We start from the raw sequence: 23,914 nt of genomic DNA, 5'->3' as shown, positions 1-23,914 counted from the left end.
CGTAGTAAGTTTGCAGTTTATAGATGATTTCAAAGAGATAGAGGAGGAAATTGAGTGAACGATCGTCAAGCAGCCCTTGATATGGCTTTAAAACAAATTGAAAAGCAATTTGGTAAAGGTTCAATTATGAAATTAGGTGAACAAACGGAAAAAAGAATTTCTACGATTCCAAGTGGTTCATTAGCATTAGATGTAGCTTTAGGTGTGGGTGGATATCCACGTGGACGTATTGTAGAAGTATATGGTCCGGAAAGTTCAGGTAAAACAACGGTTGCTCTTCATGCGATTGCAGAAGTTCAACAGCAGGGCGGACAGGCTGCATTTATCGATGCAGAGCACGCATTAGATCCTGTATATGCTCAAAAATTAGGTGTTAATATCGATGAGCTATTACTATCTCAGCCTGATACAGGAGAACAAGCTTTAGAAATCGCTGAAGCTTTAGTTCGAAGCGGCGCAGTAGATATTATTGTTATTGACTCAGTAGCAGCGTTAGTGCCAAAAGCGGAAATTGAAGGAGAAATGGGAGACTCTCACGTAGGTCTACAAGCTCGTTTAATGTCTCAAGCATTACGTAAGCTATCTGGAGCTATTAACAAGTCTAAAACAATTGCTATCTTTATTAACCAAATTCGTGAAAAAGTCGGCGTTATGTTTGGTAACCCTGAAACAACTCCTGGTGGACGTGCGCTTAAATTCTATTCTTCAGTACGTCTAGAAGTGCGTCGTGCAGAGCAGTTAAAGCAAGGAAACGATATTGTAGGTAACAAAACAAGAATTAAAGTTGTGAAAAACAAAGTAGCCCCGCCTTTCCGTGCCGCTGAAGTAGATATTATGTACGGAGAAGGTATTTCAAAAGAAGGTGAAATTTTAGATATCGCTTCTGAACTAGATATTGTTCAAAAAAGTGGATCTTGGTATTCATATAATGACGAGCGCCTAGGTCAAGGTCGTGAAAATGCAAAGCAATTCTTAAAAGAAAATACTGATATTCGTCAGGAAATTGCGGGACAAGTGCGTGAACATCATGGTTTAGACCAAGATGGAGAGGCAGCTCCTGAGGATGACGATCAAAGTGAATTAAACATTTAATTGACTGAGAGATAAAAAAAACTCCTCTATTTCAAAGAAGGGGTCTTTTTTTTGTAAAAATTGTTAATGCTAGAAAAGTAACATACGAAATTTCAATATATACTGTAGAGGCAGGCTTGACAATAAAAATGCACAGATTTACAATTAAGATGTATATTTTCCCTTTTTAAAACATTTTAGCGTTTAAAAGCCTTTGTGTGTATATTGAAAGGTGAATACGATGTACATGCCGACATGAAATTTAAAACTTACAAGTTTATAGCAAGGGGAGGTGAAATGATGGATACTAATACAATCATCTTCGCTTTGCTTGGCCTAATCGTCGGTGCAGTTGTTGGCTTTTTTGTTTGTAAATCGATTGCTGAAGCTAAAATTGCGGGAGCAAAGTCTAGTGCAGAACAAATTATTGATGAAGGAACCCGCGAGGCGGAAGCTTTGAAAAAAGAAGCTTTACTAGAAGCGAAGGATGAAATCCATCAGCTTCGTACAGAGGCAGAACAAGATATTCGTGATCGTCGAGCAGAACTTCAAAAACAAGAAAATCGATTAATGCAAAAAGAGGAAAATCTTGATCGTAAAGACGAATCACTTGATAAACGTGAAGCGTTACTTGAAAAGAAAGATGATTCTCTTACTGTTAAACAACAGCATATTGAAGAGATGGAAAGCAAAGTTGAAGAAGTAGTACGTGCCCAGCAAACAGAGCTAGAGCGCATTTCAAGCTTAACAAGAGAAGATGCAAGAGCGATTATTTTAGATCGTGTTGAAAATGAACTTTCCCACGACATTGCAATAATGGTAAAAGAAACAGAAAACCGTGCAAAAGAAGATGCCGATAAAAAGGCAAAAGAAATTCTTTCACTTGCTATTCAGCGTTGCGCAGCAGATCATGTTGCGGAAACGACTGTCTCAGTTGTTAACTTGCCAAATGACGAAATGAAAGGCCGAATTATCGGTCGAGAAGGTCGAAACATCCGTACACTTGAAACTTTGACAGGAATTGATCTTATTATTGATGATACGCCAGAAGCAGTTATTTTATCAGGATTTGACCCAATTCGTCGTGAAACAGCAAGAATTGCACTTGATAAACTCGTTCAAGATGGTCGTATCCATCCTGCACGTATTGAAGAAATGGTTGAAAAATCTCGCCGTGAAGTAGACGAATATATTCGTGAAGTTGGTGAACAAACGACATTTGAAGTCGGTGTTCACGGGTTGCACCCAGACTTGATGAAAATTCTTGGTCGCTTAAAATTTAGAACAAGCTATGGTCAGAATGTGCTGAAACATTCGATGGAAGTAGCGCATTTATCAGGACTTATGGCTGCTGAATTAGGTGAAGATGAAACGTTAGCCAAACGAGCAGGATTACTACATGATATTGGTAAAGCCATTGACCATGAAGTAGAAGGAAGCCATGTAGAAATCGGTGTTGAATTAGCTACAAAATATAAAGAACATCCGGTTGTTATTAATGCGATTGCTTCTCACCATGGAGATACAGAACCAACATCCATCATTGCTGTACTAGTTGCGGCAGCGGATGCATTATCTGCTGCAAGACCAGGTGCTCGTAGTGAGACGTTAGAAAACTACATTCGTCGTCTTGAAAAGTTAGAAGAAATTTCAGAGTCTTATGAAGGCGTTGAAAAATCATTTGCGATTCAAGCAGGACGTGAAGTTCGTATTATGGTAAAACCAGATACGATTGGTGATCTAGAAGCGCATCGACTTGCTCGGGATATTCGAAAACGAATTGAAGATGAGCTGGATTACCCTGGCCACATCAAAGTAACCGTTATTCGAGAAACAAGAGCGGTAGAGTATGCAAAATAAAAATGAAGTGGCGTCTCGCCACTTTATTTTTTTTCGTAGATATGAAGATGTAGATTAAGAATGAAGTATAGGAGCTTTTACATGAGAATTTTATTTATTGGAGACGTAGTTGGTTCTCCAGGCCGTGAAATGGTTGAAGAATATTTACCGAGATTAAAAAGAAAATACTCTCCGGGACTTACTATTGTGAATGGAGAAAATGCAGCTTCAGGAAAAGGTATTACTGAAAAGATTTATCGTCAGTTCTTACAAGCAGGGGCTAACATTATTACTCTTGGTAATCATGCCTGGGACAAACGCGATATTTTTGATTTTATTGATGATGCAAAAAATCTTGTTCGTCCAGCTAATTTTCCAGAAGGTACGCCAGGCAAAGGAATTACGTATTTTACGTACAATCAGCTTGAGGTAGCTGTGATCAATTTACAAGGTCGCACGTTTATGGCTCCGCTTGATTGTCCGTTTAAAAAAGCAGATGAACTAATTGAGGAAGCACGTCAGCGCACTTCGCTTATTTTTATTGATTTTCATGCTGAAACAACAAGTGAAAAGCAAGCGATTAGTTGGTATGTAGACGGTCGTATCAGCGCTGTTGTCGGCACTCATACGCACGTTCAAACAGCTGATAATCGTATATTGCCAAAAGGGACAGCTTACATTTCTGACGTAGGAATGACGGGGCCTTATGACGGCATTTTAGGAATGGAGCGAGAAGCTGTTATCAAACGTTTTTTAACGTCTCTTCCTGTTCGATTTGAAGTTCCAAAAGAAGGAAGAACGCAGCTTAGTGGAATCGTTATTGATATTGATCAAAAGACGGGGAAAGCAACAAAAACAGAGCGAATTTTAATTAATGAAGACCACCCATTTTTTGAATAAAGGGAAAAAGCCAATGTGTCGAAAGACGATACATTGGCTTTTTTATTTTGTCAAAAACATAAAAAGAAAAAAGAAAAGTGTAGAAATATAAGTTTTTGAATATTTAGGAAAAACAAGCAGGAATACGTTTGGCATATCGTGAATATAGTAACATTGAAATCAATTAAGTCATTGGTCTAATGATCTCTCATCATACATTGTAAAGAATAAGGAGGAGCTAGATATGGAAATATTAAAAGTTTCAGCAAAGTCTAATCCAAATTCAGTTGCTGGTGCCTTAGCAGGCGTACTGCGCGAACGCGGCGCAGCAGAAATTCAAGCCATAGGGGCCGGGGCGCTTAATCAAGCAGTAAAAGCTGTAGCAATCGCAAGAGGGTTCGTTGCACCAAGTGGGGTTGATTTAATCTGCATCCCAGCTTTTACAGATATTCAAATTGATGGAGAAGAGCGAACAGCCATTAAATTAATTGTAGAGCCGCGATAATTATAAAAACCACGGACCTGTAAAGCATAGAAGCCAAACAGGTCCTTTTTGTATAGATCAAAAGGGGTGTTTGTTGTGATATTTGATGCTCATTGTGATGTATTAATGAAGCTCTGGTTAAATAAACGTTTATCTTTTACATATGATTCAGCGCTGCACGTCACGTTAGAAGGAATAAAGAAAGTAAAAGGGAAAGTTCAGCTATTCGCTATTTACATTCCAGAAGCTGTTCCGGCAGCTCAGCGCTTTGATGTGGCGTTAGAAATGATCCAGCTGTTTCATAGTCATATTTTATCTCTTCCAGGTATGAAATGGGTACGTTCAAAAAGCGATATAGACAGCTTGCAAAAAGGTGAAATAGGCGCAATGCTGACGCTTGAAGGATGCGATGCCATTGATACAAGTCTAGTTCGCTTAAAGACCCTTTTTTTACTAGGTGTACGTTCAGTAGGGTTGACATGGAATTACAGCAATGCCCTGTGTGACGGTATTTTAGAACCTCGAGGTGCGGGATTATCTTCCTTTGGAAGAGAAGTTGTTGAATTGAACAATAAACATAAAGTGTGGACGGATGTATCTCATTTATCGGTAAGAGGTTTTTGGGATGTGATTGAGCTAGCGCAATATGTAGTGGCTACTCACTCTAATTCACACGTATTGTGTTCACATCCTCGAAATTTGAGAGACGATCAAATTCATGCTTTAATAAAGCGAAATGGCGTGATTGGCATTACGTTTGTCCCTGAATTTTTAACGAGTTCTGATAAAGCACAGATAGCAGATGTAATCCGGCATCTTGATTACATGTGTGAAAGAGGAGGCGAATACTCAGTCGGTTTTGGCTCTGACTTTGACGGAATTGACAAAACAGTTCATCGTTTAGGAAGATATGAACAGTATATGAATTTAATCGAAGAGCTGCTTAAGCATTACTCTGAAGAGCAGGTAAAACGCTTTCTGTTTCAAAATTTTGCGGATTGCGTCTGCAACTAAAAAAGAGCTTTTTCTTCTGGGAAAAGCTCTTTTTTATGGCGGCTATTTATATACTACGTGCATTATGTGAAGAGAGAAAATATCATTAAAAAACTTCATCTTATTCATTAAATATAAATATAATTAAAACGATTGAGAATTCAATGGAAAGGGTTGCATTTTTCTGGCAATCGGAATAAAATTGAAAACGGATTACGGAGCTGTTCAAGCAGAAACGTATTCTGCACAGTAGCAAGGTGCTGTGTGAGTTTTGCGAGCAATCTCGGTTCGTGAAATGCAGAAGCAAATGAAATCGTTTGCTAATTTACTTTTTTCAGTTTTTATCAATAAAATAGATTTGTATACTAAGAGCAATTAAAGGAGTGGCATTGATTTATGGTACAGCAACTTTCGTGGAAAGTTGGCGGGCAGCAGGGTGAGGGAATCGAAAGTACGGGAGAAATCTTCTCAACCGCTTTAAATCGATTAGGTTATTACCTATACGGCTATCGTCATTTTTCTTCTCGTATCAAAGGTGGACATACAAATAACAAGATTCGCGTGAGTACAACTCAGGTTCGATCCGTGTCAGATGATTTAGATATTTTAGTTGCGTTCGATCAGGAAACAATTGATGTAAACGTCCATGAGCTTCGCGTAGGAGGCGTTGTGATTGCAGACGCGAAATTCAACCCAAGCCTGCCCGAAACTTGTACAACTGCTACATTATATGCTGTTCCGTTTACGGAAATTGCAACTGAACTAGGAACGTCGTTAATGAAAAACATGGTGGCTGTAGGTGCTTCAAGTGCTGTGCTTCATATTGATACAGAAGTATTTGAAGAAGTAGTACTTGAAATCTTCGGTAAAAAAGGACAAAAAGTTGTACAAAAAAATATGGAAGCTATTAAAAAAGGGGCAGATTACATTCGCGAACAGCTAGGCGAACAATTAGAAACAATGAAATTAGACCCAGCGGATGGTCAAAAACGCATGTTTATGATTGGAAACGATGCGATTGCGTTAGGCGCTTTAGCTGGCGGCGCTCGCTTTATGCCTGCGTATCCAATTACCCCTGCTTCAGAAATCATGGAATACTTAATTAAAAAGCTTCCTCAATTTGGTGGAACAGTGATTCAAACAGAAGATGAAATCGCGGCATGTACGATGGCTATCGGAGCTAACTATGCGGGCGTACGCGCGCTTACAGCCTCAGCTGGTCCTGGTTTATCATTAATGATGGAATCGATTGGTTTAGCGGGTATTACTGAGCAGCCTGTTGTTATTATAGACACGCAGCGCGGCGGCCCAAGTACAGGTCTTCCAACTAAGCAAGAACAGTCTGATTTAATGGCAATGATTTACGGTACGCACGGTGAAATTCCGAAGATCGTCATGGCGCCAAGTACGGTTGAAGAAGCATTCTACGATACGATTGAAGCGTTTAACTTGGCAGAAGAGTACCAGTGTCCAGTTATTATGCTAACGGATTTACAGCTTTCACTTGGAAAGCAAACCGTAGAACCGCTTGATTATAATCGCGTTGAAATACGCCGCGGTAAGCTTCAGCAAGGCGAGTTAGAAGAGCTAGAAGAAAAGCAATACTACAAGCGCTACCGCGTAACAGAAGACGGCGTATCCCCACGTGTTATTCCAGGAATGAAGCATGGTATTCATCACGTAACAGGGGTAGAACATGATGAGACAGGAAAGCCATCTGAATCTCCGGTTAATCGTGATGATCAAATGAATAAGCGTCTTCGTAAAACAAAAGGAATTCGTTTTAATACGCCAATTCATGTCCACTCTCATGAAAAAGAGTCTGATATTTTATTTGTTGGATTTAATTCGACGCGAGGAGTCATTGAAGAGGCAATGGAGCGTTTGGAACAGGACGGTATAAAAGTAAATCACGCTCATATTCGTTTGATTCATCCTTTCCCAGCTGACGAACTGCTTCCTTACGTGCAAGGAGCTAAAAAGGTAGTAGTCGTTGAAAACAATGCTACTGGACAGCTTGCTAGTATTTTAAAAATGAATATTGCAAGTCATGATAAAATTCAAAGCGTATTGAAGTATGATGGAAATCCGTTCCTTCCTCAAGAAGTGTACGCAAAAAGTAAGGAGATGTTTGTGTTAAATGGCAACGTTTAAAGATTTTCGTAACAGTGTAAAACCTAACTGGTGTCCGGGGTGTGGAGACTTCTCCGTGCAAGCAGCCATTCAACGAGCATCTGCTAACGTGGGTTTAGAACCTCATGAGCTTGCCGTTATTTCAGGCATTGGGTGTTCTGGACGTATCTCTGGTTATATTAATTCATATGGCTTTCACGGTATCCACGGACGTGCACTTCCAATCGCTCAAGGTGTAAAAATGGCTAATCGCGACTTAACCGTTATCGCATCTGGCGGTGATGGAGATGGCTTTGCTATCGGTATGGGACATACGGTACATGCAATTCGCCGAAACATTGATGTAACGTATATCGTAATGGATAACCAAATCTATGGTTTAACAAAAGGACAAACATCTCCTCGTAGTGAAGTAGGATTCAAGACGAAAAGTACGCCTGAAGGATCAATTGAGTCGTCTTTATCTGTAATGGAGCTTGCGTTAACTTCTGGAGCAACGTTTGTAGCTCAAAGTTTTTCAACGAATTTAAAAGAGTTAACAAGCCTAATTGAACAAGGGATTCAGCATAAAGGCTTCTCTTTGATTAACGTATTTAGCCCGTGTGTAACGTATAATAAAGTGAACACATATGATTGGTTTAAAGAAAATCTAACTAGTCTTAGCACAATTGAAGGTTATGATGCGAACAATCGTATGCAAGCTATGCAGACTTTAATGGAGCATAACGGCTTAGTAACGGGACTTATTTATCAAAATTCGCATCAGCCGTCGTATCAGCAGCTTGTTCACGGTTATAGTGAAGAGCCGCTGTCAAAAGCAGACTTAGGTATGACTCAGGAAAGATTTGACGAGCTAGTGGCTGAGTTTATGTAAAAAGAGCCTGGACAAAAGTATTTTCGTTGAAGGAAGATCCGAACGATGAATTGAGATTCTTGATGAAGAATCCAACTCGTTCGGATTTTTTTATGGTGATGGTGAACGTAGGCTTCATGTATGTAGTGGCTTCTAGCTGTTGATTGGAGAGCGAGGGGAAGACCTCTGCGAGAGAAGCGGAATAGGTGAAACCCCCCAGGAGCGTGAGCGACGAGGAGGCTCAGGCTGCCTGCGGAAAGCGAAGTCTTGCACGGAAATCAACAGCGGTGGAACAAGCGATTTATATGAGCTGCTTTATCCCATTTGTTCGTCTCTAAAATGAATTAATTTAGTTATGTTTCAATCTCTTTTTATGATTTGATAAATGTTTCGGAAGTCGAACGAATTTTTAATGAAACAGGTATAGAAAATGGGTATATGATTGTGTTCGCTACTCGAAAGTTATATACTATGTTAATGTGATGAGTTTTATGCATGAGCATAGGCCTGTCACATTTTTTTGCGATTTACAGGTGCAACGTGACAATTGTCGCGGCGAAAGGAGATTTTTTTATGAACGAAAAACAACGTTTAGAAAGCAATCAAGTTAATCCAGCGGACAAAAAATCCGAAAAGGATTACAGCAAATATTTTCAAACAGTATACATGCCGCCTTCTTTAAAAGATGCGAAAAAACGTGGAAAAGAAGAAGTTTCCTATCATAATGATTTTGCAATCGATGAACAGTTTCATGGAATGGGACAGGGACGTAAGTTTTATATCCGTACGTACGGCTGTCAAATGAATGAGCACGATACAGAAGTAATGGCTGGTATTTTTCTAGGTCTTGGCTACGAGCCAACTGACTCTGTTGAAGATGCTCATGTTATTTTATTGAATACGTGTGCGATCCGCGAAAATGCGGAAAATAAAGTATTTGGTGAATTAGGACACTTAAAGGCCTTAAAGCGTGAGCGCCCTGAATTATTAATCGGCGTCTGCGGATGTATGTCTCAAGAAGAATCAGTTGTAAATAAAATTTTACAAAAACATCAGCACGTGGATATGATTTTTGGTACACATAATATTCACCGTCTGCCTCATATTTTAAACGAAGCATACTTAGCAAAAGAAATGGTGATTGAAGTATGGTCTAAAGAAGGGGATGTTATTGAAAATCTTCCAAGAGCACGCAAAGGCAGCGTTAAAGCATGGGTTAATATCATGTACGGCTGTGACAAGTTCTGTACGTACTGTATCGTTCCGTATACGCGAGGAAAAGAACGAAGCCGCCGTCCAGAAGACATTATCCAAGAAGTACGTCATTTAGCTGCTCAAGGCTACAAAGAAATTACGCTTTTAGGCCAAAACGTTAATGCATACGGCAAAGATTTTGAAGACATGACGTACGGCTTAGGCGACTTAATGGATGAAATCCGTAAAATTGATGTTGCTCGTATCCGTTTTACAACGAGTCATCCTCGTGACTTTGATGACCGTTTAATTGAAGTTCTTGCTAAAGGCGGAAACCTTGTCGACCATATTCACCTGCCTGTACAATCAGGAAGCAGCGACATCTTAAAAATTATGGCACGAAAATATTCTCGTGAACATTATTTAGAGCTCGTTCGTAAAATTAAAGAAGCTATTCCAACGGCATCATTAACAACTGATATTATTGTTGGTTTCCCAAATGAAACGGATGAGCAGTTTGAAGAAACAATGTCGCTATATCGTGAGGTTGAATTTGATAGTGCTTATACGTTTATTTATTCACCTCGTGAAGGTACGCCGGCTGCTAAGATGCAAGACAACGTACCAATGGAAGTGAAAAAAGAGCGTCTTCAGCGTTTAAATGCTCTTGTAAATGAAATTTCTGCAAAGAAATTGAAGGAATATGAAGGTAAAGTTGTCGAAGTATTAGTAGAGGGTGAAAGTAAAAATAATCCGGAAGTATTAGCAGGCTATACGGAAAAAAGTAAGCTTGTAAACTTCAAAGCACCTAAGTCAGTGATTGGTCAACTTGTAAAAGTAAAAGTTACAAAAGCTAAAACATGGACATTAAACGGGGAAATGGTAGAAGAAACAGCAGAGGTGAAGTAATATGGCACAGTATAATAAGAGCGACGTAATTGAACGTGCTCAAGAGCTGGCAAAAATGATTGCTGAAACGGAAGAAGTAGATTTCTTCAAGCGTGCTGAAGCTCAGCTTAACGAAAACCAAAAAGTGCGTGAAACCATTGCAAGCATTAAAAGTTTGCAAAAACAAGCTGTTAATTTCCAACACTACGGTAAAACAGAAGCGTTAAAACAAGTAGAGGCAAAAATTGATCGTTTACAGGAAGAACTGGATGAACTGCCAATTATTCAGCAGTTTCAAGAGTCTCAAATGAACGTGAATGATTTGCTTCAGCTTGTCGCTAGCACTATTTCAAACACAGTAACGGATGAAATTATTGTGTCAACAGATGGTGATTTACTGCGCGGTGAAACAGGTTCGCAAGTGCGAAACAGCCCTGGATCTAGCTGCTCATAAGGAAAAAATGCCTCGGCAATTTGCCGAGGCATTTTTTTGGGCATCATGTGGCGTGAAAATTGGGCAGATTTTCTCTCTAATAATTGTCACGTTTTTCTCTATCCTTGCATACAATGGAACATAGGTTTTTTATGCCTTAAACCTAGTTTCTTAAAAATAATGTGCAAACAAGTGAATGAGCCTGCATAGGATGAAATGAAGATAGTTTGAGGAGGGTATGCTCACATGTCACAACACTATAGAGAAATTATTACAAAAGCAGTCGTAGGTAAAGGTCGCAAGTTTACACAATCGTCTCATACGCTTGCACCGAAAAATCGACCGACAAGCATCTTAGGGTGCTGGGTGATTAACCATGAGTACAAAGCAAAGAAAAGCGGCAGCAATGTAGAAGTTGACGGCAGATATGATATTAATATTTGGTATTCGTACAATAACAATACAAAAACCGAAGTTTGGACGGAAACCGTATCATACAAAGATAATATTAAACTGCGCTATAAAGACGAAGATTCTATTGGAGATGATTACGAAGTAATTGTTCGTGTGCTGCAGCAGCCAAATTGTCTAGAGTGCACAATTTCACCAAACGGTAATAAAACGATTGTTCAAGTAGAGAGAGAATTATTAGCAGAAGTGATTGGTGAAACGAAGGTTTGTGTTGCAGTAAATCCAAAAGGCTGCGATGATGAAGACGAGTTTGATTTAGATGTAGATGACGATGAATTTGAAGATTTAGATCCTGATTTTATATTAGGAGACGATGAGTAACTAGGAAGAAGTTCTTCCTAGTTTTTTTATTTTTGTTATTTTAAGAAAATTCTTATAAAATCAAAAAAATATATTGCTTTTTGTCGAATGCGCAGTGTATAGTAAATTTAAAGAAATTAATGCATTAATTTTCAGAAAATTTAGTTATATCAGATAAGTATTTTGGGGGTTTACTATGAGCGTATTTCGTAAAAAATCGATTGAAGCACTAATTGGTGAAACCAATTCTAAAGGTGTTAAATTAAAAAAGGATTTAGGCGCTTTTGATTTAACGATGTTAGGAATTGGGGCAATTATCGGAACCGGCATTTTTGTATTAACAGGTGTAGCAGCAGCCGAGCATGCCGGCCCAGCTTTAGTTATTTCCTTCATTATGTCAGGACTTGCGTGTGTGTTTGCAGCTCTTTGTTATGCAGAGTTTGCTTCAACAGTTCCCGTTTCAGGAAGTGCATACACTTACAGTTATGCAACATTTGGTGAATTAATCGCTTGGATTTTAGGATGGGACCTTATCTTAGAATATGGTCTTGCCTCATCTGCTGTAGCCAGCGGATGGTCGGGTTATTTCCAAGGGTTGTTAGCCGGGTTTGGCATACATTTTCCAAAAGCTTTAACAAGTGCATACAATCCTGCAAATGGCACGTATATTGATGTACCAGCAATTATGATCGTTTTCTTAATTACCTTGCTTTTAACACAAGGAGTAAAAAAATCTTCACGTTTTAATGCTGTCATGGTTATTATCAAACTCGCTGTCGTGCTTCTATTTATTGTAGTAGGAGTCAGCTATGTTAAGCCGGAAAACTGGACGCCGTTTATGCCGTTTGGTTTCTCAGGAGTAGCAACAGGAGCAGCAACTGTATTCTTCGCTTATATTGGGTTTGATGCTGTGGCAACAGCGGCCGAGGAAGTACGTAAGCCTCAGCGAGATATGCCAATCGGAATAATCGCATCTCTGGCAATTTGTACAATCCTTTATATCGTCGTATCGCTTATCTTAACAGGAATCGTACCTTATACAGAATTAAATGTTAAAAACCCTGTAGCATTTGCTTTAAGCTACATTAACCAAGACTGGGTAGCAGGATTTATTTCATTGGGTGCAATTGTTGGTATTACAACAGTATTACTCGTTATGATGTATGGACAAACTCGTTTATTTTATGCAATTAGTCGCGATGGTCTATTGCCAAAGCCTTTTTCAAAAATCAATGAGAAAAAACAAACGCCGGTAGTGAATACGTGGATTACATGTTTACTAGTATCCATCTTCTCTGGTTTGGTACCATTAGGAAGATTAGCAGAGTTAACAAATATCGGTACTCTTTTTGCTTTCATGACAGTATCAATTGGAATTTTATATTTACGTAAATCAAAACAAACTGCAAAATCGACTGGCTTCCGCGTACCTTTCGTGCCGGTGATTCCAATTTTAGCTTTTGTGTTCTGTTTATACTTAGCACTTCAGCTTCCACGGTTAACATGGATTAGTTTCGTAATTTGGCTTGTACTAGGACTAGCGGTTTACTTCTTATATGGACGTAAACATAGTCATTTGAACAGCGGTAAATAATGGAAAGCTTTGGACAAGCTTCTTTCTTTGTCCGAAGCTTTTTTATTTATGTGACGAAAAGAAATTGATGATTGTTCTATTTGAATAAATTAAGTTTAAGAAAGACTTATGTTATAATACGTGTAGCAAAAATGCACAACTAGATGTGGTATGGAGGAATAGTATGGCAACGTATACGCCGATGATACAGCAATATTTGAGAATTAAGGCAGAGTATGAAGATGCCTTTTTATTTTTTAGATTAGGTGATTTTTACGAAATGTTCTTTGAAGATGCCACTACGGCTTCTCAAGAACTTGAAATAACATTAACAAGCCGAGATGGAGGAGGACAAGAGCGCATTCCGATGTGCGGCGTTCCGTATCACTCTGCTCCTACGTATATCGAGCGATTAATTGAAAAGGGATTTAAAGTAGCTATTTGTGAGCAAGTAGAAGACCCTAAGCATGCAAAAGGTGTTGTAAAGCGAGAAGTGGTACAGGTGATTTCACCCGGAACACTGATGAACGAACGCGGACTGCATGAAAAGGAAAATAACTATATTTGTTCTGTTTCTGAGTTCGAAGATCAAACGTTTGGTCTTGCTCTTTCTGATTTGTCTACAGGAGAAAACAGCGTAACGCTTGTCAGCTCCTTTCACGATATAGTCTCAGAAATTTATGCAAAGGAAGCAAAAGAAGTAGTCGTAAGCTCAGAGTTTTCTGCTGAATTCTTACAAACATTAAAAGAGCGCATGACGATTACCATTTCTTATGAGAATAGTACAGAGCAAGTAGAAGGACTAGATTATTTAGTGGAGTCGCTTCAGCAGCAAAAGCTTGTTACAACGTTTACGCGTATTCTTCAGTATTTAACTCGTACGCAAAAGCGTTCGCTCGAACACTTACAGCCTGTGCAGTTTTATCAAATCAATGAATATATGAAAATCGATTTGTTCTCTAAGCGAAATTTAGAGTTAACTGAAACGATTCGTTCAAAAGGAAAGAAAGGCTCGCTTCTATGGTTATTAGACCAGACCGTCACGGCAATGGGTGGACGTTTGTTAAAAAATTGGATTGACCGCCCGCTTTTAAAACAAACAGATATTAATAATCGTTTGAACATGGTAGATGTCTTAATGAAACAGTTTTTTGAGCGGGAAGAACTGCGTGAGTTACTAAAAGATGTTTATGATCTAGAACGCTTAGCTGGACGAGTAGCTTTTGGTAACGTAAATGCTCGTGATTTAATTCAATTAAAGAAATCCTTACAAAACGTGCCTCATATTCAAGAGGTTGTGAACCGTTTGAATCATCCTTATGCAACAAAGCTTGTTGAAGACATTGATCCTTGTGAGCGGTTGGCTAACCTTCTGGAAAGAGGATTAAAAGAGCACCCTCCTTTGTCAATTAAAGAAGGAGATATTATTAAAGACGGCTATCATGAACAGCTTGATCAATACCGGGATGCAAGCCGCAACGGAAAAACGTGGATTGCATCGCTTGAACAGCAAGAGCGCGAAAAAACAGGAATTCGCTCACTGAAAATTGGTTATAATCGCGTGTTTGGCTATTATATAGAAGTAACGCGGGCCAATCTGCATCTTCTGCCTGAAGGAATGTATGAACGCAAACAGACGTTAACCAATGCAGAACGTTTTATTACGCCTGAGCTGAAAGAAAAAGAAGCGCTAATTTTAGAAGCGGAAGAGAAAATTGTAGAGCTGGAATATGAATTATTTTTACAAATTCGTGAAGAAGTTAAAGCGTATATTCCAAGGCTTCAAGAACTCGCTAAAAAAGTAAGTGAGCTTGATGTACTGCAGTGCTTTGCCAAAATCAGTGAAGAACGTCATTACACGAAGCCTATTTTTTCAAGTGGAGATATTTCGATTCAAAATGGGCGCCATCCCGTGGTAGAAAAAGTAATGAATTCACAGGAATATGTTCCAAACGACTGTCAAATGACGGATGATAGTTCAATCTTACTGATTACAGGGCCAAACATGTCTGGTAAAAGCACGTACATGCGTCAGGTCGCTTTAACGGCGATATTAGCTCAAATTGGCTGCTTTGTGCCGGCAGATGAAGCAGTTCTACCTATCTTTGATCAAGTGTTTACACGTATCGGAGCAGCCGATGATTTAATTTCAGGTCAAAGTACGTTTATGGTGGAGATGCTAGAAACGAAAAACGCAGTGACAAATGCCACTCAGTCGAGTCTGATTCTATTAGATGAAATTGGGCGTGGTACGTCTACGTATGACGGAATGGCACTTGCTCAAGCCATTATTGAATACGTTCATGAACATATTGGCTGTAAGACGCTGTTTTCAACCCATTATCATGAATTAACCGTACTCGATGAGTCGCTTCCTGCGCTTAAAAATGTGCATGTAAGTGCGGTTGAAAAAAATGGGAAAGTTGTCTTCTTACACAAAATCAAAGATGGTGCCGCGGATAAAAGTTATGGTATCCACGTAGCCGAGCTAGCAGAACTTCCAGATCCGCTTTTAGAGCGAGCTCGCGTCATCTTACAAGATTTAGAACAGCCTTCTGAACGTGAACCTGTACGTCAGACTCTAGAAAGAGAAGATATGACACAACAAGTTCCACAAGCTGATGTGTCCCTTGTTCAAGCAGAACGTGCAGGTAGTAAAAAAGCCGATGAAGCCAATCAGCTTTCTTTCTTTGAAATAGAAGAGAAAAAAGAAAAGCCTGCGCTTTCGAAGCGGGAAAAAGCCATTATAGATCGTTTAAAAGAGCTGGATATTTTAGAAATGACGCCTTTAGACGCAATGAATGCGATGTATGAACTGCAAAAATCATTAAAGAAGAAATAGATTGAGAGGAGTGAGTCTGTGGGGAAAATTGTGCAGCTTTCAGACGAACTTTCAAATAAAATTGCTGCCGGAGAGGTTGTTGAACGGCCTGCTTCGGTAGTGAAAGAACTAGTCGAAAATGCTATTGATGCAAACAGTACAGTTATTGAAATTGAACTAGAAGAAGCGGGTCTTTCCAAAATTCGTATTTTAGATAATGGAGACGGCATTGCTTCTGAAGACTGTTTGACCGCTTTTAAAAGACATGCTACAAGCAAAATCAAAACAGAACAAGACTTATTTCGAATTCGAACGTTAGGATTTCGCGGCGAAGCTTTGCCAAGTATTGCTTCGGTGTCAATGCTCGAACTCAAAACGAGTACGGGAGAAGAAGCCGGAACTCATCTTAAACTTAGAGGTGGAGAAATCGTTCATCACGAATTAACATCAAGCCGAAAAGGTACCGAACTTGTTATTGAAAATTTATTTTTTAACACACCCGCACGTTTAAAATATATGAAGACGGTAAATACGGAACTTGGTAACGTAACGGACGTAGTCAATCGTCTTGCAATGTCTCATCCTGAGGTTTCAATTCGGCTGATGCATCAAGGAAGACAGCTTCTGTATACAAACGGAAGCGGAGATGTGCGTCAAGTGCTTGCAGCTATTTATGGAATGGCAGTGGCCAAAAAAATGATTCCGATTAACGTTCAGTCTCTTGATTATGAAGTGAATGGTTACGTCGCTCTTCCTGAGATCACAAGAGCTTCTCGTAACTACATGTCGACCATTATTAACGGTCGGTTTGTTAAAAATTATGGGTTGTTAAAAGCAGTACAGCAGGGCTATCATACCCTTTTACCCATCGGCCGTTTTCCGATTGTGTTTTTAACAATTACAATGGACCCGTTATTAGTGGACGTGAATGTTCATCCAGCGAAACTAGAAGTACGCTTAAGTAAAGAAGCGGAACTGTTTGAGCTTATTGAACAAGGAGTAAAAGCAGCTTTTAAAAAGCAGCAGTTAATTCCAGATGCTGTAGTGCCAACTAAGTCAAAAGCAGCAGTTCAGCCAACTGAGCAGCAGACTTTTACATTTGATCATCAGTCTAAACCGTCTGGCTATCAGCTGTCTGATACGGTTCATGAGCCTAGCTTTAAGGAGGTTCCAGCTCCTGTAGATGAGATTATTCCGCCTATTAAAACAGAGGTCATACGTCAAGATGTAGAACCTAAACCGACGTTTCAAGAAATAGAACCGCATGAAGAATATGTAGAAAAAAACGCGCCTATTCTCGAACCAAAACGTTCACCTGAAGAGCAGCCAGAACCTCGTGTTCCCGCAATGTACCCAATTGGCCAAATGCACGGGACGTACATTTTGGCACAAAATGAAAAAGGATTATTTATTATTGATCAGCACGCGGCGCAGGAACGAATTAAGTACGAATATTTTAAGCGAAAGCTTGGAGAAGTAGATTCAGAAGTTCAAGAACTGCTTATGCCACTTACGCTAGAGTTCTCGGGAAACGAAGCTTTAATTTTAGAAGAGTACAAAGACATGCTTGCTGAAGTAGGGGTCTTTTTGGAACCGTTTGGACAAAACTCCTATATAGTTCGTTCTCACCCGCAGTGGTTTCCAAAAGGAGAGGAACAGGAAACCATTGAAGAAATGATTCAGCAGATCTTTACTATGAAACGAGTCAATATCGAAAAGTTAAGAGAAGAAGCGGCTATTATGATGAGCTGTAAAGGATCGATTAAAGCGAATCATCATTTGCGAAACGATGAAATTTTTGCTTTACTTGAGACGTTGAGAAAAACAACAGATCCATTTACGTGTCCCCACGGACGACCAATTATTATTCATCATTCGACGTATGAAATGGAAAAAATGTTTAAGCGAGTGATGTAGACAGTGCGGCTAGCTGCAGCTAGCCGTTTTGTTGAATAAATCATGGCCATTTGGATAAAATGGAATGATGTGAATGTCTATAGATGAAAGTAGTGTTGATATGACGGGAGAGAAACCAAAACTTATTGTCATTATTGGACCAACTGCGGTTGGTAAAACAAAGTTGAGCATTGAACTGGCCAAACAGCTAGACGGAGAAATTATTTCAGGTGATTCGATGCAAATTTATAAAGGGATGGATATCGGAACAGCAAAGGTGTCCGAAGAAGAAATGCAGGGTATTCCTCATTACCTGATCGATATTAAGAATCCGGATGAATCGTTTTCTGTGGCAGAATTTCAAGAGATTGTGAGAAAACAAATCGCTGATATTCATGCTAGAGGGAAAGTCCCGATGATTGTTGGAGGAACGGGTCTTTATATTCAATCCGTTATTTATGATTATCAATTCACAGAAACCCCTAGCGATGAAAAAGTTCGTGAACGAATGGAATTGTTCATTAAAGCCCACGGCATTGATCCTCTTTATGAAAAACTAAAAGAGGTTGATCCAGACAGTGCGGCTGCTATCCATAAAAATAACCATCGCCGTGTCATTCGAGCACTTGAAGTTTATGAGGTAACCGGCAAGAAATTCAGTGACTATACAAAAGAACAGTCGCAAGAGTTATTATATGACGTAACTATTATTGGACTTACAATGGATAGAGACGTATTATATGAGAGAATTAATTATCGAGTGGATATGATGATGGAGGCTGGTCTGCTTGATGAAGTCAAATCATTGTACGAAAGTGGTCTTCATGATGTACAATCAATTCAAGCTATCGGCTACAAAGAGCTGTATGCTTATTTTGAAGGACGCTGCACGCTCGAAGAAGCGGTTGAACAGTTGAAACAAAACTCACGCAGATATGCAAAGCGTCAGTTGACTTGGTTTCGAAATAAAATGCCTGTAAAATGGATAGAGATGGAAGTTGACAAATTTCCCGAAAAGTTTGCTGAAATTTTTACATATATTGCAGGAAAGCTGAAGAAAGAAGCGAATTAAGTAAACAGATAGAGAAACGAGGAGGCCGAATAATGAAACAATCAGTTAATATTCAAGATCAATTTTTAAATCAATTACGTAAAGAAAATATCTATGTAACAGTATTTCTTTTAAATGGTTTTCAATTAAGAGGACTAATTAAAGGATTTGATAATTTTACTGTGTTAATTGAATCTGAAGGAAAGCAGCAGTTGATTTATAAACATGCTATTTCGACATTTGTACCAAATAAAAATATTACAGTAGAACTTGAATAGATAGTAAAGAAAGCATCCGCATATTCGGATGCTTTTTTTATGCAAATAAAGGCTTAAAAAAGTTTCTTAACATTGTTTTTACTTATCGAACATAAACCTTATAATAGACGATTATTTCTTCGGTAATGAGAGATCGTTGTCTTCGTATCGTTCATCGCATGCAGCTATGCGATACAGAGAAGTGGGATGAAACGAGAGGTGAACATGGTGGAACAGCCGATAACTCTTAAAAATAATGGGCAAATTAATATCATTTTAAATAATGAAACAAAAAAGGAAAAATCGTATACGACATCAATTCCGCGTCCTGCCAAAAAAGCTGTGATAAATCATGAGCCGCTTCGGGAAATTGAACGAGAAATGAGCGGACTGGTTGGAATGGAAGAATTGAAAAAAATGATAAAAGAAATATATGCGTGGTTATATATTAATAAAAAAAGAGAGGAACAGGGCTTAAAAGCTGGAAAGCAGGCGCTGCATATGATGTTTAAAGGAAATCCGGGAACAGGAAAAACGACGGTAGCTCGCCTGCTAGGTAAATTATTTTTAAATATGAATATTTTGTCTAAAGGACATTTAATTGAAGCAGAGCGAGCAGATTTAGTTGGAGAATACATTGGCCATACCGCTCAGAAAACGAGGGATCTCGTAAAAAAAGCGCTTGGAGGTATTTTATTTATTGATGAGGCTTATTCGCTTGCAAGAGGGGGAGAAAAAGATTTTGGAAAAGAAGCGATTGATACATTGGTCAAACATATGGAAGATTCAAATGATAAGTTTGTGTTGATTTTAGCTGGCTATCCAAGAGAGATGGAAAATTTTCTAAGCCTTAATCCGGGACTGCGCTCTAGGTTTCCATTTATTTTTGATTTTCCCGATTATGATGTAAATGAACTGATGGATATTGCTGGTCACATGATGAATGATAGGCAGTATCAGTTCAGTACAGAAGCCTACAAAAAATTAAAAGATCATTTTATGGATGTAAAGTACAATCAGACGCCTAGGGATTTTAGTAACGGTAGATATGTGAGGAACATTATCGAACGTTCCATACGTACTCAGTCCATGAGGCTTTTAGAAGAAGAAAGCTATGAGCGCAACGAGCTTCTAACTTTAACGTCAAGCGATATTCAGCTGTAAAAAAGCCTTTCATCTTTATGATGAAAGGCTTTTTTCTACATATTTGGTTGTCGAATCGTTTTGATCGGTAAGCGCCATTTATAAATATATGAACACATTCGAAGACCTACAAGTAAGATGAACAACGTATAAAGCTCTAAAGGCGTATTTGTAATATGTAGCCCTACGCTGAATCCTGCGATAATCGCCCATACCGCATAAATTTCATCTTTAAGAACAGTAGGCTTTCGGCGTGCTAACAAATCTCGGATAATACCGCCGCCGCTTCCTGTTAAGACAGCAGCTACAATAACTGCACTAAGCGGATGGTTCATATGAGTGGCATAAAGCGCTCCTTGAATCGCAAATGCGGCAAGGCCAATGGCGTCCGAAAAGTTTCCCCATCGCTTCCAATGCTTTAAGATATTGTTTGGAAATAAAAAAGTGGCAGTGATAGATAATAAAGCAATTTGAAAAAAGAGTCCTTGCTCCCATAGAGCAGACACAGGTACACCAATAAGTAGGTTTCGGATGGCTCCTCCGCCAAAAGCCGTTACGATTCCCAGTATATAAACGCCTAAAATGTCATATTCCTCTTCCATCGCAATAAAAGCTCCGCTGATTGCAAAGGCAATCGTTCCAATAATGCTAAGTACGTCCCAAGTCATGATGCTATCCCCTTTATTCTGTTTTCACCAAGTAGCAACTATTATTTTAAAATCAGGCAGCCTGATTCAAATTTTGATAAGTAAATCAATTCAAATTGTATACAGAATTTCGTGATATTTCAATGTTTTTTTAATCATCGTTTTATAGATTTAAAAAAGGGTGTTAAACTAATAAAAGACAATGTATTCTGTCTCTTTTGCAAAGATGGAGAAATAGACATTTTTTTGATATGATATGAATGATTTGTCAATTTAATAGTAAGGGAAGGAAAAATCTTTGACAGCAGAAATGAATACTGAACTTGAACGCGTAATTTTAGTCGGATGTCAGCTTCATGACGATGACGAACGTTTTGAATATTCAATGGATGAGCTAGCATCTTTAACTGAGACTGCCAAAGGCAAAGTGCTGGTAAGGTTAGCACAAAAGCGCGATCGCATTCATCCAGCTACCTATATTGGAAAAGGAAAAGTGGAAGAGCTTGTGGCTCTTGAAGAAGAGCTAGAGCCTGATTTAATTGTGTTTAATGATGAATTGTCACCGAGTCAAATCCGCAATTTATCGGCAGGGTTATCTGCGCGTATTATTGACCGCACGCAGCTGATATTGGATATTTTCGCACAGCGTGCTCAAACGCGAGAAGGAAAAATGCAGGTGGAACTTGCTCAATTAAATTATCTGCTACCTAGGTTAGTAGGACAAGGTACCGCTTTGTCGCGTCTTGGAGGTGGAATCGGGACAAGAGGTCCTGGTGAAACAAAACTTGAAAGTGACCGCAGACATATTCGCCGTAAAATTGATGAAATTAAGCGTCAATTAAAGACAGTGGTAAGTCACCGGGAACGTTATCGAGAAAGACGTAAGCGTAATCATGTATATCAAATTGCGATTGTGGGCTATACGAACGCTGGTAAATCCACGATCTTTAACCGCTTAACAGAAGCGGGTATTTTTGAAGAAAATCAGCTGTTTGCGACTCTTGATCCAACGACAAGGCAGTATACGCTTCCTTCGGGATTAACGGCTTTATTAACTGATACGGTTGGATTTATTCAAGACCTCCCTACAACGTTAGTAGCCGCGTTTCGTTCGACACTTGAAGAAGTGACCGAAGCTGATCTTGTTCTGCACGTGGTAGATTCATCTAATCCAGATTACAGCAACCATGAAAGAACAGTGCATCGCTTACTAGAAGAGCTGAACGTAACGGACATTCCGATGCTGACAGTTTACAATAAGGAAGATATGCAACATGAACTATTTGTCCCATCCGCTTCGGCATCGTTATCAATGAGTGCTTTTAAATCGACTGATTTAGTGAAGCTTGGGGAAAGAATTCAAGAAGAAATGAAAAAAGAAATGGCATTTTTTCATGTGCTGCTGCCCTCGTATGAAGGGAAACTGCTGGCTGAACTAAAAACGGTCTCTATTCTTGAGTCGTTAAAGTTCAATGAAGAAACTGAGAAGTATCACTGCAAAGGGTATATTGCCAAAGAGCACCCCCTTTACAAAAAGCTACAAACGCTTGAAGAAAGTTGAGGAACAAAGAAATGATGTTTGATCAGTTAAAAAACGGGGCACGCATTCGAGAACTTGCTGCAAAAGTAGAAAAACAAATTAAGCCCGTGCATGAGAAAATTGACGAGCGCATTGAAGCAAATCAATTTCGGGTGCTGCAAAGCTTTCAGCGAAATCGAGTGAGTGATTCACATTTTAATCCGACAACGGGGTATGGATATGACGATCTAGGCCGCGATACGTTGGAGAAAGTATATGCGGACGTTTTTGGGACGGAAGCTTGTCTAGTGCGTCCGCAAATTATTTCAGGTACGCACGCAATCGGCATTTCGTTGTTTGGTGTACTGCGTCCTGGAGATGAATTATTATATATAACTGGAAAGCCTTATGACACGCTTGAAGAAATCGTTGGTATACGAGGAAGCGGTGTAGGTTCTTTAAAAGAATATAATATTAGCTATAAATCCGTAGATTTAACAGCGCAGGGTCAAGTAGATTTTGAAGAAGTGAAAGCGTCTATTCATGAGCACACCAAAATGATAGGTATTCAGCGTTCAAAAGGTTATGGCATTCGTCCTTCTTTTACAGTAGCGCAAATAAAAGAAATGATTTCTTTTGTAAAGAGCATTAAGCCTGACGTTATTGTATTTGTTGATAACTGCTACGGTGAATTTGTAGAAACAATTGAGCCAACGCACGTGGGAGCAGATTTAATGGCGGGATCGCTCATTAAGAACCCTGGCGGAGGTCTTGCTAAAATCGGTGGTTATATTGCAGGACGTAAAGATCTAGTGGAGGCTTGCTCGTACCGAATGACAACCCCTGGAATCGGCGCGGAAGCTGGAGCGACGCTATATAGCCTGCAAGAAATGTATCAAGGTTTCTTTTTGGCACCGCACGTAGTTGGTCAAGCATTAAAAGGAGCAGTTTTCTCATCCGCTATGTTTGAAGAGTTAGGGATGCAAAGTGAGCCGAAGTGGAACAGTGAACGAACAGATTTAATTCAATCCGTTCAGTTCGATAACCGCGATAAAATGGTTGCTTTTTGTCAGGCTATTCAATTTGCTTCGCCGATTAATTCACACGTAACGGCCTATCCTGCTTATATGCCAGGGTATGAAGATGATGTGATTATGGCAGCTGGAACGTTTATACAAGGAGCAAGCCTCGAGCTTACGGCAGATGGCCCTATCAGGCCCCCTTATGTTGCTTACGTGCAAGGCGGATTAACATATGCTCACGTAAAAGTAGCAATATGCATGGCGGTAGATCAATTGCTAACGAAAGAACTTTTATAAGATGTAAGATAGAAAGGTTATTTTCTCCCCATTAAGAAAGAAAAATAGGCTGTAAAAATAAACTGAGTGCTATTTATTTGTATAGAAAAAATGTTCAGAAAAATTTATGTTAGAATTACTAACATTAGGTTGACAGGTGAACTAACATAG

General features: G+C 39.2%; 19 protein-coding genes. 18 read left to right on the top strand and 1 reads right to left on the bottom strand.

Annotated features, from left to right (window positions below; all coding sequences use genetic code 11):
- Positions 1-54: 54 nt before the first annotated feature.
- The 16 genes from recA to spoVK all read left to right on the top strand — a co-directional run bounded on the left by recA (position 55) and on the right by spoVK (position 20,300).
- Positions 55-1,092, top strand: coding sequence for a recombinase RecA (gene recA, locus ACLHDF_RS04880; RefSeq protein ID WP_413917855.1), 1,038 nt, complete (start codon positions 55-57; stop codon positions 1,090-1,092).
- 279 nt (positions 1,093-1,371) lie between these two features.
- Positions 1,372-2,931: a ribonuclease Y gene (gene rny / locus ACLHDF_RS04875; RefSeq protein ID WP_013058803.1), complete on the top strand. Its 1,560-nt coding sequence runs from the start codon at positions 1,372-1,374 to the stop codon at positions 2,929-2,931.
- Between the two features lie 81 nt (positions 2,932-3,012).
- Positions 3,013-3,810, top strand: coding sequence for a TIGR00282 family metallophosphoesterase (locus tag ACLHDF_RS04870; RefSeq protein WP_413917854.1), 798 nt, complete (start codon positions 3,013-3,015; stop codon positions 3,808-3,810).
- 223 nt (positions 3,811-4,033) lie between these two features.
- Positions 4,034-4,294: a stage V sporulation protein SpoVS gene (spoVS, locus tag ACLHDF_RS04865; RefSeq protein WP_003181955.1), complete on the top strand. Its 261-nt coding sequence runs from the start codon at positions 4,034-4,036 to the stop codon at positions 4,292-4,294.
- A gap of 75 nt (positions 4,295-4,369) precedes the next feature.
- Positions 4,370-5,287: a dipeptidase gene (locus ACLHDF_RS04860; RefSeq protein WP_413917853.1), complete on the top strand. Its 918-nt coding sequence runs from the start codon at positions 4,370-4,372 to the stop codon at positions 5,285-5,287.
- 375 nt (positions 5,288-5,662) lie between these two features.
- Positions 5,663-7,420, top strand: a complete 1,758-nt coding sequence (locus tag ACLHDF_RS04855; RefSeq protein ID WP_413917852.1) for a 2-oxoacid:acceptor oxidoreductase subunit alpha — start codon at positions 5,663-5,665, stop codon at positions 7,418-7,420.
- Positions 7,407-8,273 (top strand): 2-oxoacid:ferredoxin oxidoreductase subunit beta, encoded by an 867-nt coding sequence (locus ACLHDF_RS04850; protein ID WP_413917851.1) that lies wholly within the window; start codon positions 7,407-7,409, stop codon positions 8,271-8,273. Before ACLHDF_RS04855 ends, ACLHDF_RS04850 begins: the two co-directional genes overlap by 14 nt.
- A gap of 552 nt (positions 8,274-8,825) precedes the next feature.
- Positions 8,826-10,355: a tRNA (N6-isopentenyl adenosine(37)-C2)-methylthiotransferase MiaB gene (gene miaB / locus ACLHDF_RS04845; RefSeq protein WP_025601388.1), complete on the top strand. Its 1,530-nt coding sequence runs from the start codon at positions 8,826-8,828 to the stop codon at positions 10,353-10,355.
- Position 10,356: 1 nt separating this feature from the next.
- Positions 10,357-10,788: a RicAFT regulatory complex protein RicA family protein gene (locus tag ACLHDF_RS04840; protein ID WP_251390924.1), complete on the top strand. Its 432-nt coding sequence runs from the start codon at positions 10,357-10,359 to the stop codon at positions 10,786-10,788.
- 225 nt (positions 10,789-11,013) lie between these two features.
- Complete coding sequence (locus tag ACLHDF_RS04835) at positions 11,014-11,559, top strand: outer spore coat protein CotE (RefSeq protein WP_013058796.1); 546 nt, start codon at positions 11,014-11,016, stop codon at positions 11,557-11,559.
- Between the two features lie 175 nt (positions 11,560-11,734).
- Positions 11,735-13,132 carry an amino acid permease gene (locus ACLHDF_RS04830; RefSeq protein ID WP_413917850.1) on the top strand — a complete coding sequence of 466 codons (1,398 nt, stop codon included), beginning with the start codon at positions 11,735-11,737 and terminating at the stop codon, positions 13,130-13,132.
- A 163-nt stretch (positions 13,133-13,295) separates the two neighbouring features.
- On the top strand, positions 13,296-15,953 hold the full coding sequence (gene mutS / locus ACLHDF_RS04825; protein ID WP_413917849.1) for a DNA mismatch repair protein MutS: 2,658 nt from the start codon (positions 13,296-13,298) through the stop codon (positions 15,951-15,953).
- 18 nt (positions 15,954-15,971) lie between these two features.
- On the top strand, positions 15,972-17,849 hold the full coding sequence (gene mutL / locus ACLHDF_RS04820; protein ID WP_413917848.1) for a DNA mismatch repair endonuclease MutL: 1,878 nt from the start codon (positions 15,972-15,974) through the stop codon (positions 17,847-17,849).
- 100 nt (positions 17,850-17,949) lie between these two features.
- Entirely contained in the window at positions 17,950-18,900 is a 951-nt protein-coding gene (gene miaA / locus ACLHDF_RS04815) for a tRNA (adenosine(37)-N6)-dimethylallyltransferase MiaA (RefSeq protein WP_413918267.1), read from the top strand.
- 32 nt (positions 18,901-18,932) lie between these two features.
- The gene (gene hfq, locus ACLHDF_RS04810; protein ID WP_013058791.1) at positions 18,933-19,157 is read left to right on the top strand and encodes an RNA chaperone Hfq; all 225 of its coding nucleotides are present in this window, start codon (positions 18,933-18,935) and stop codon (positions 19,155-19,157) included.
- 186 nt (positions 19,158-19,343) lie between these two features.
- Positions 19,344-20,300 (top strand): stage V sporulation protein K, encoded by a 957-nt coding sequence (gene spoVK / locus ACLHDF_RS04805; RefSeq protein WP_013058790.1) that lies wholly within the window; start codon positions 19,344-19,346, stop codon positions 20,298-20,300.
- Positions 20,301-20,335: 35 nt separating this feature from the next.
- Here the strand turns inward: spoVK and ACLHDF_RS04800 are convergent, their stop codons facing one another.
- Complete coding sequence (locus ACLHDF_RS04800; RefSeq protein ID WP_413917847.1) at positions 20,336-20,947, bottom strand: trimeric intracellular cation channel family protein; 612 nt, start codon at positions 20,945-20,947, stop codon at positions 20,336-20,338.
- A 277-nt stretch (positions 20,948-21,224) separates the two neighbouring features.
- Here ACLHDF_RS04800 and hflX point away from each other — a divergent pair, with 277 nt between their 5' ends.
- Positions 21,225-22,487 carry a GTPase HflX gene (gene hflX, locus ACLHDF_RS04795; RefSeq protein WP_413917846.1) on the top strand — a complete coding sequence of 421 codons (1,263 nt, stop codon included), beginning with the start codon at positions 21,225-21,227 and terminating at the stop codon, positions 22,485-22,487.
- Between the two features lie 14 nt (positions 22,488-22,501).
- Positions 22,502-23,764: an aminotransferase class I/II-fold pyridoxal phosphate-dependent enzyme gene (locus ACLHDF_RS04790; protein WP_413917845.1), complete on the top strand. Its 1,263-nt coding sequence runs from the start codon at positions 22,502-22,504 to the stop codon at positions 23,762-23,764.
- The last annotated feature ends 150 nt before the right edge of the window (positions 23,765-23,914 follow it).

Origin of the sequence: Priestia megaterium (genome assembly GCF_046599315.1) — a bacterium.
Classification (GTDB): Bacteria; Bacillota; Bacilli; order Bacillales; family Bacillaceae_H; genus Priestia; species Priestia megaterium_F.
This window is presented reverse-complemented; position numbering and strand designations above follow the sequence as displayed.

What these genes read in the sequence shown, in the direction of transcription:
- spoVS (WP_003181955.1), top strand. Translation starts at nt 4,034, where the DNA reads ATGGAAATATTAAAAGTTTCAGCAAAGTCTAATCCAAATTCAGTTGCT.
- ACLHDF_RS04790 (WP_413917845.1), top strand. Translation starts at nt 22,502, where the DNA reads ATGTTTGATCAGTTAAAAAACGGGGCACGCATTCGAGAACTTGCTGCA.
- ACLHDF_RS04840 (WP_251390924.1), top strand. Translation starts at nt 10,357, where the DNA reads ATGGCACAGTATAATAAGAGCGACGTAATTGAACGTGCTCAAGAGCTG.
- spoVK (WP_013058790.1), top strand. Translation starts at nt 19,344, where the DNA reads ATGAAACGAGAGGTGAACATGGTGGAACAGCCGATAACTCTTAAAAAT.
- ACLHDF_RS04830 (WP_413917850.1), top strand. Translation starts at nt 11,735, where the DNA reads ATGAGCGTATTTCGTAAAAAATCGATTGAAGCACTAATTGGTGAAACC.
- miaA (WP_413918267.1), top strand. Translation starts at nt 17,950, where the DNA reads ATGACGGGAGAGAAACCAAAACTTATTGTCATTATTGGACCAACTGCG.
- ACLHDF_RS04870 (WP_413917854.1), top strand. Translation starts at nt 3,013, where the DNA reads ATGAGAATTTTATTTATTGGAGACGTAGTTGGTTCTCCAGGCCGTGAA.
- ACLHDF_RS04850 (WP_413917851.1), top strand. Translation starts at nt 7,407, where the DNA reads ATGGCAACGTTTAAAGATTTTCGTAACAGTGTAAAACCTAACTGGTGT.
- miaB (WP_025601388.1), top strand. Translation starts at nt 8,826, where the DNA reads ATGAACGAAAAACAACGTTTAGAAAGCAATCAAGTTAATCCAGCGGAC.
- ACLHDF_RS04800 (WP_413917847.1), bottom strand. Translation starts at nt 20,947, where the DNA reads ATGACTTGGGACGTACTTAGCATTATTGGAACGATTGCCTTTGCAATC.
- ACLHDF_RS04835 (WP_013058796.1), top strand. Translation starts at nt 11,014, where the DNA reads ATGTCACAACACTATAGAGAAATTATTACAAAAGCAGTCGTAGGTAAA.
- rny (WP_013058803.1), top strand. Translation starts at nt 1,372, where the DNA reads ATGGATACTAATACAATCATCTTCGCTTTGCTTGGCCTAATCGTCGGT.
- ACLHDF_RS04855 (WP_413917852.1), top strand. Translation starts at nt 5,663, where the DNA reads ATGGTACAGCAACTTTCGTGGAAAGTTGGCGGGCAGCAGGGTGAGGGA.
- mutS (WP_413917849.1), top strand. Translation starts at nt 13,296, where the DNA reads ATGGCAACGTATACGCCGATGATACAGCAATATTTGAGAATTAAGGCA.
- hfq (WP_013058791.1), top strand. Translation starts at nt 18,933, where the DNA reads ATGAAACAATCAGTTAATATTCAAGATCAATTTTTAAATCAATTACGT.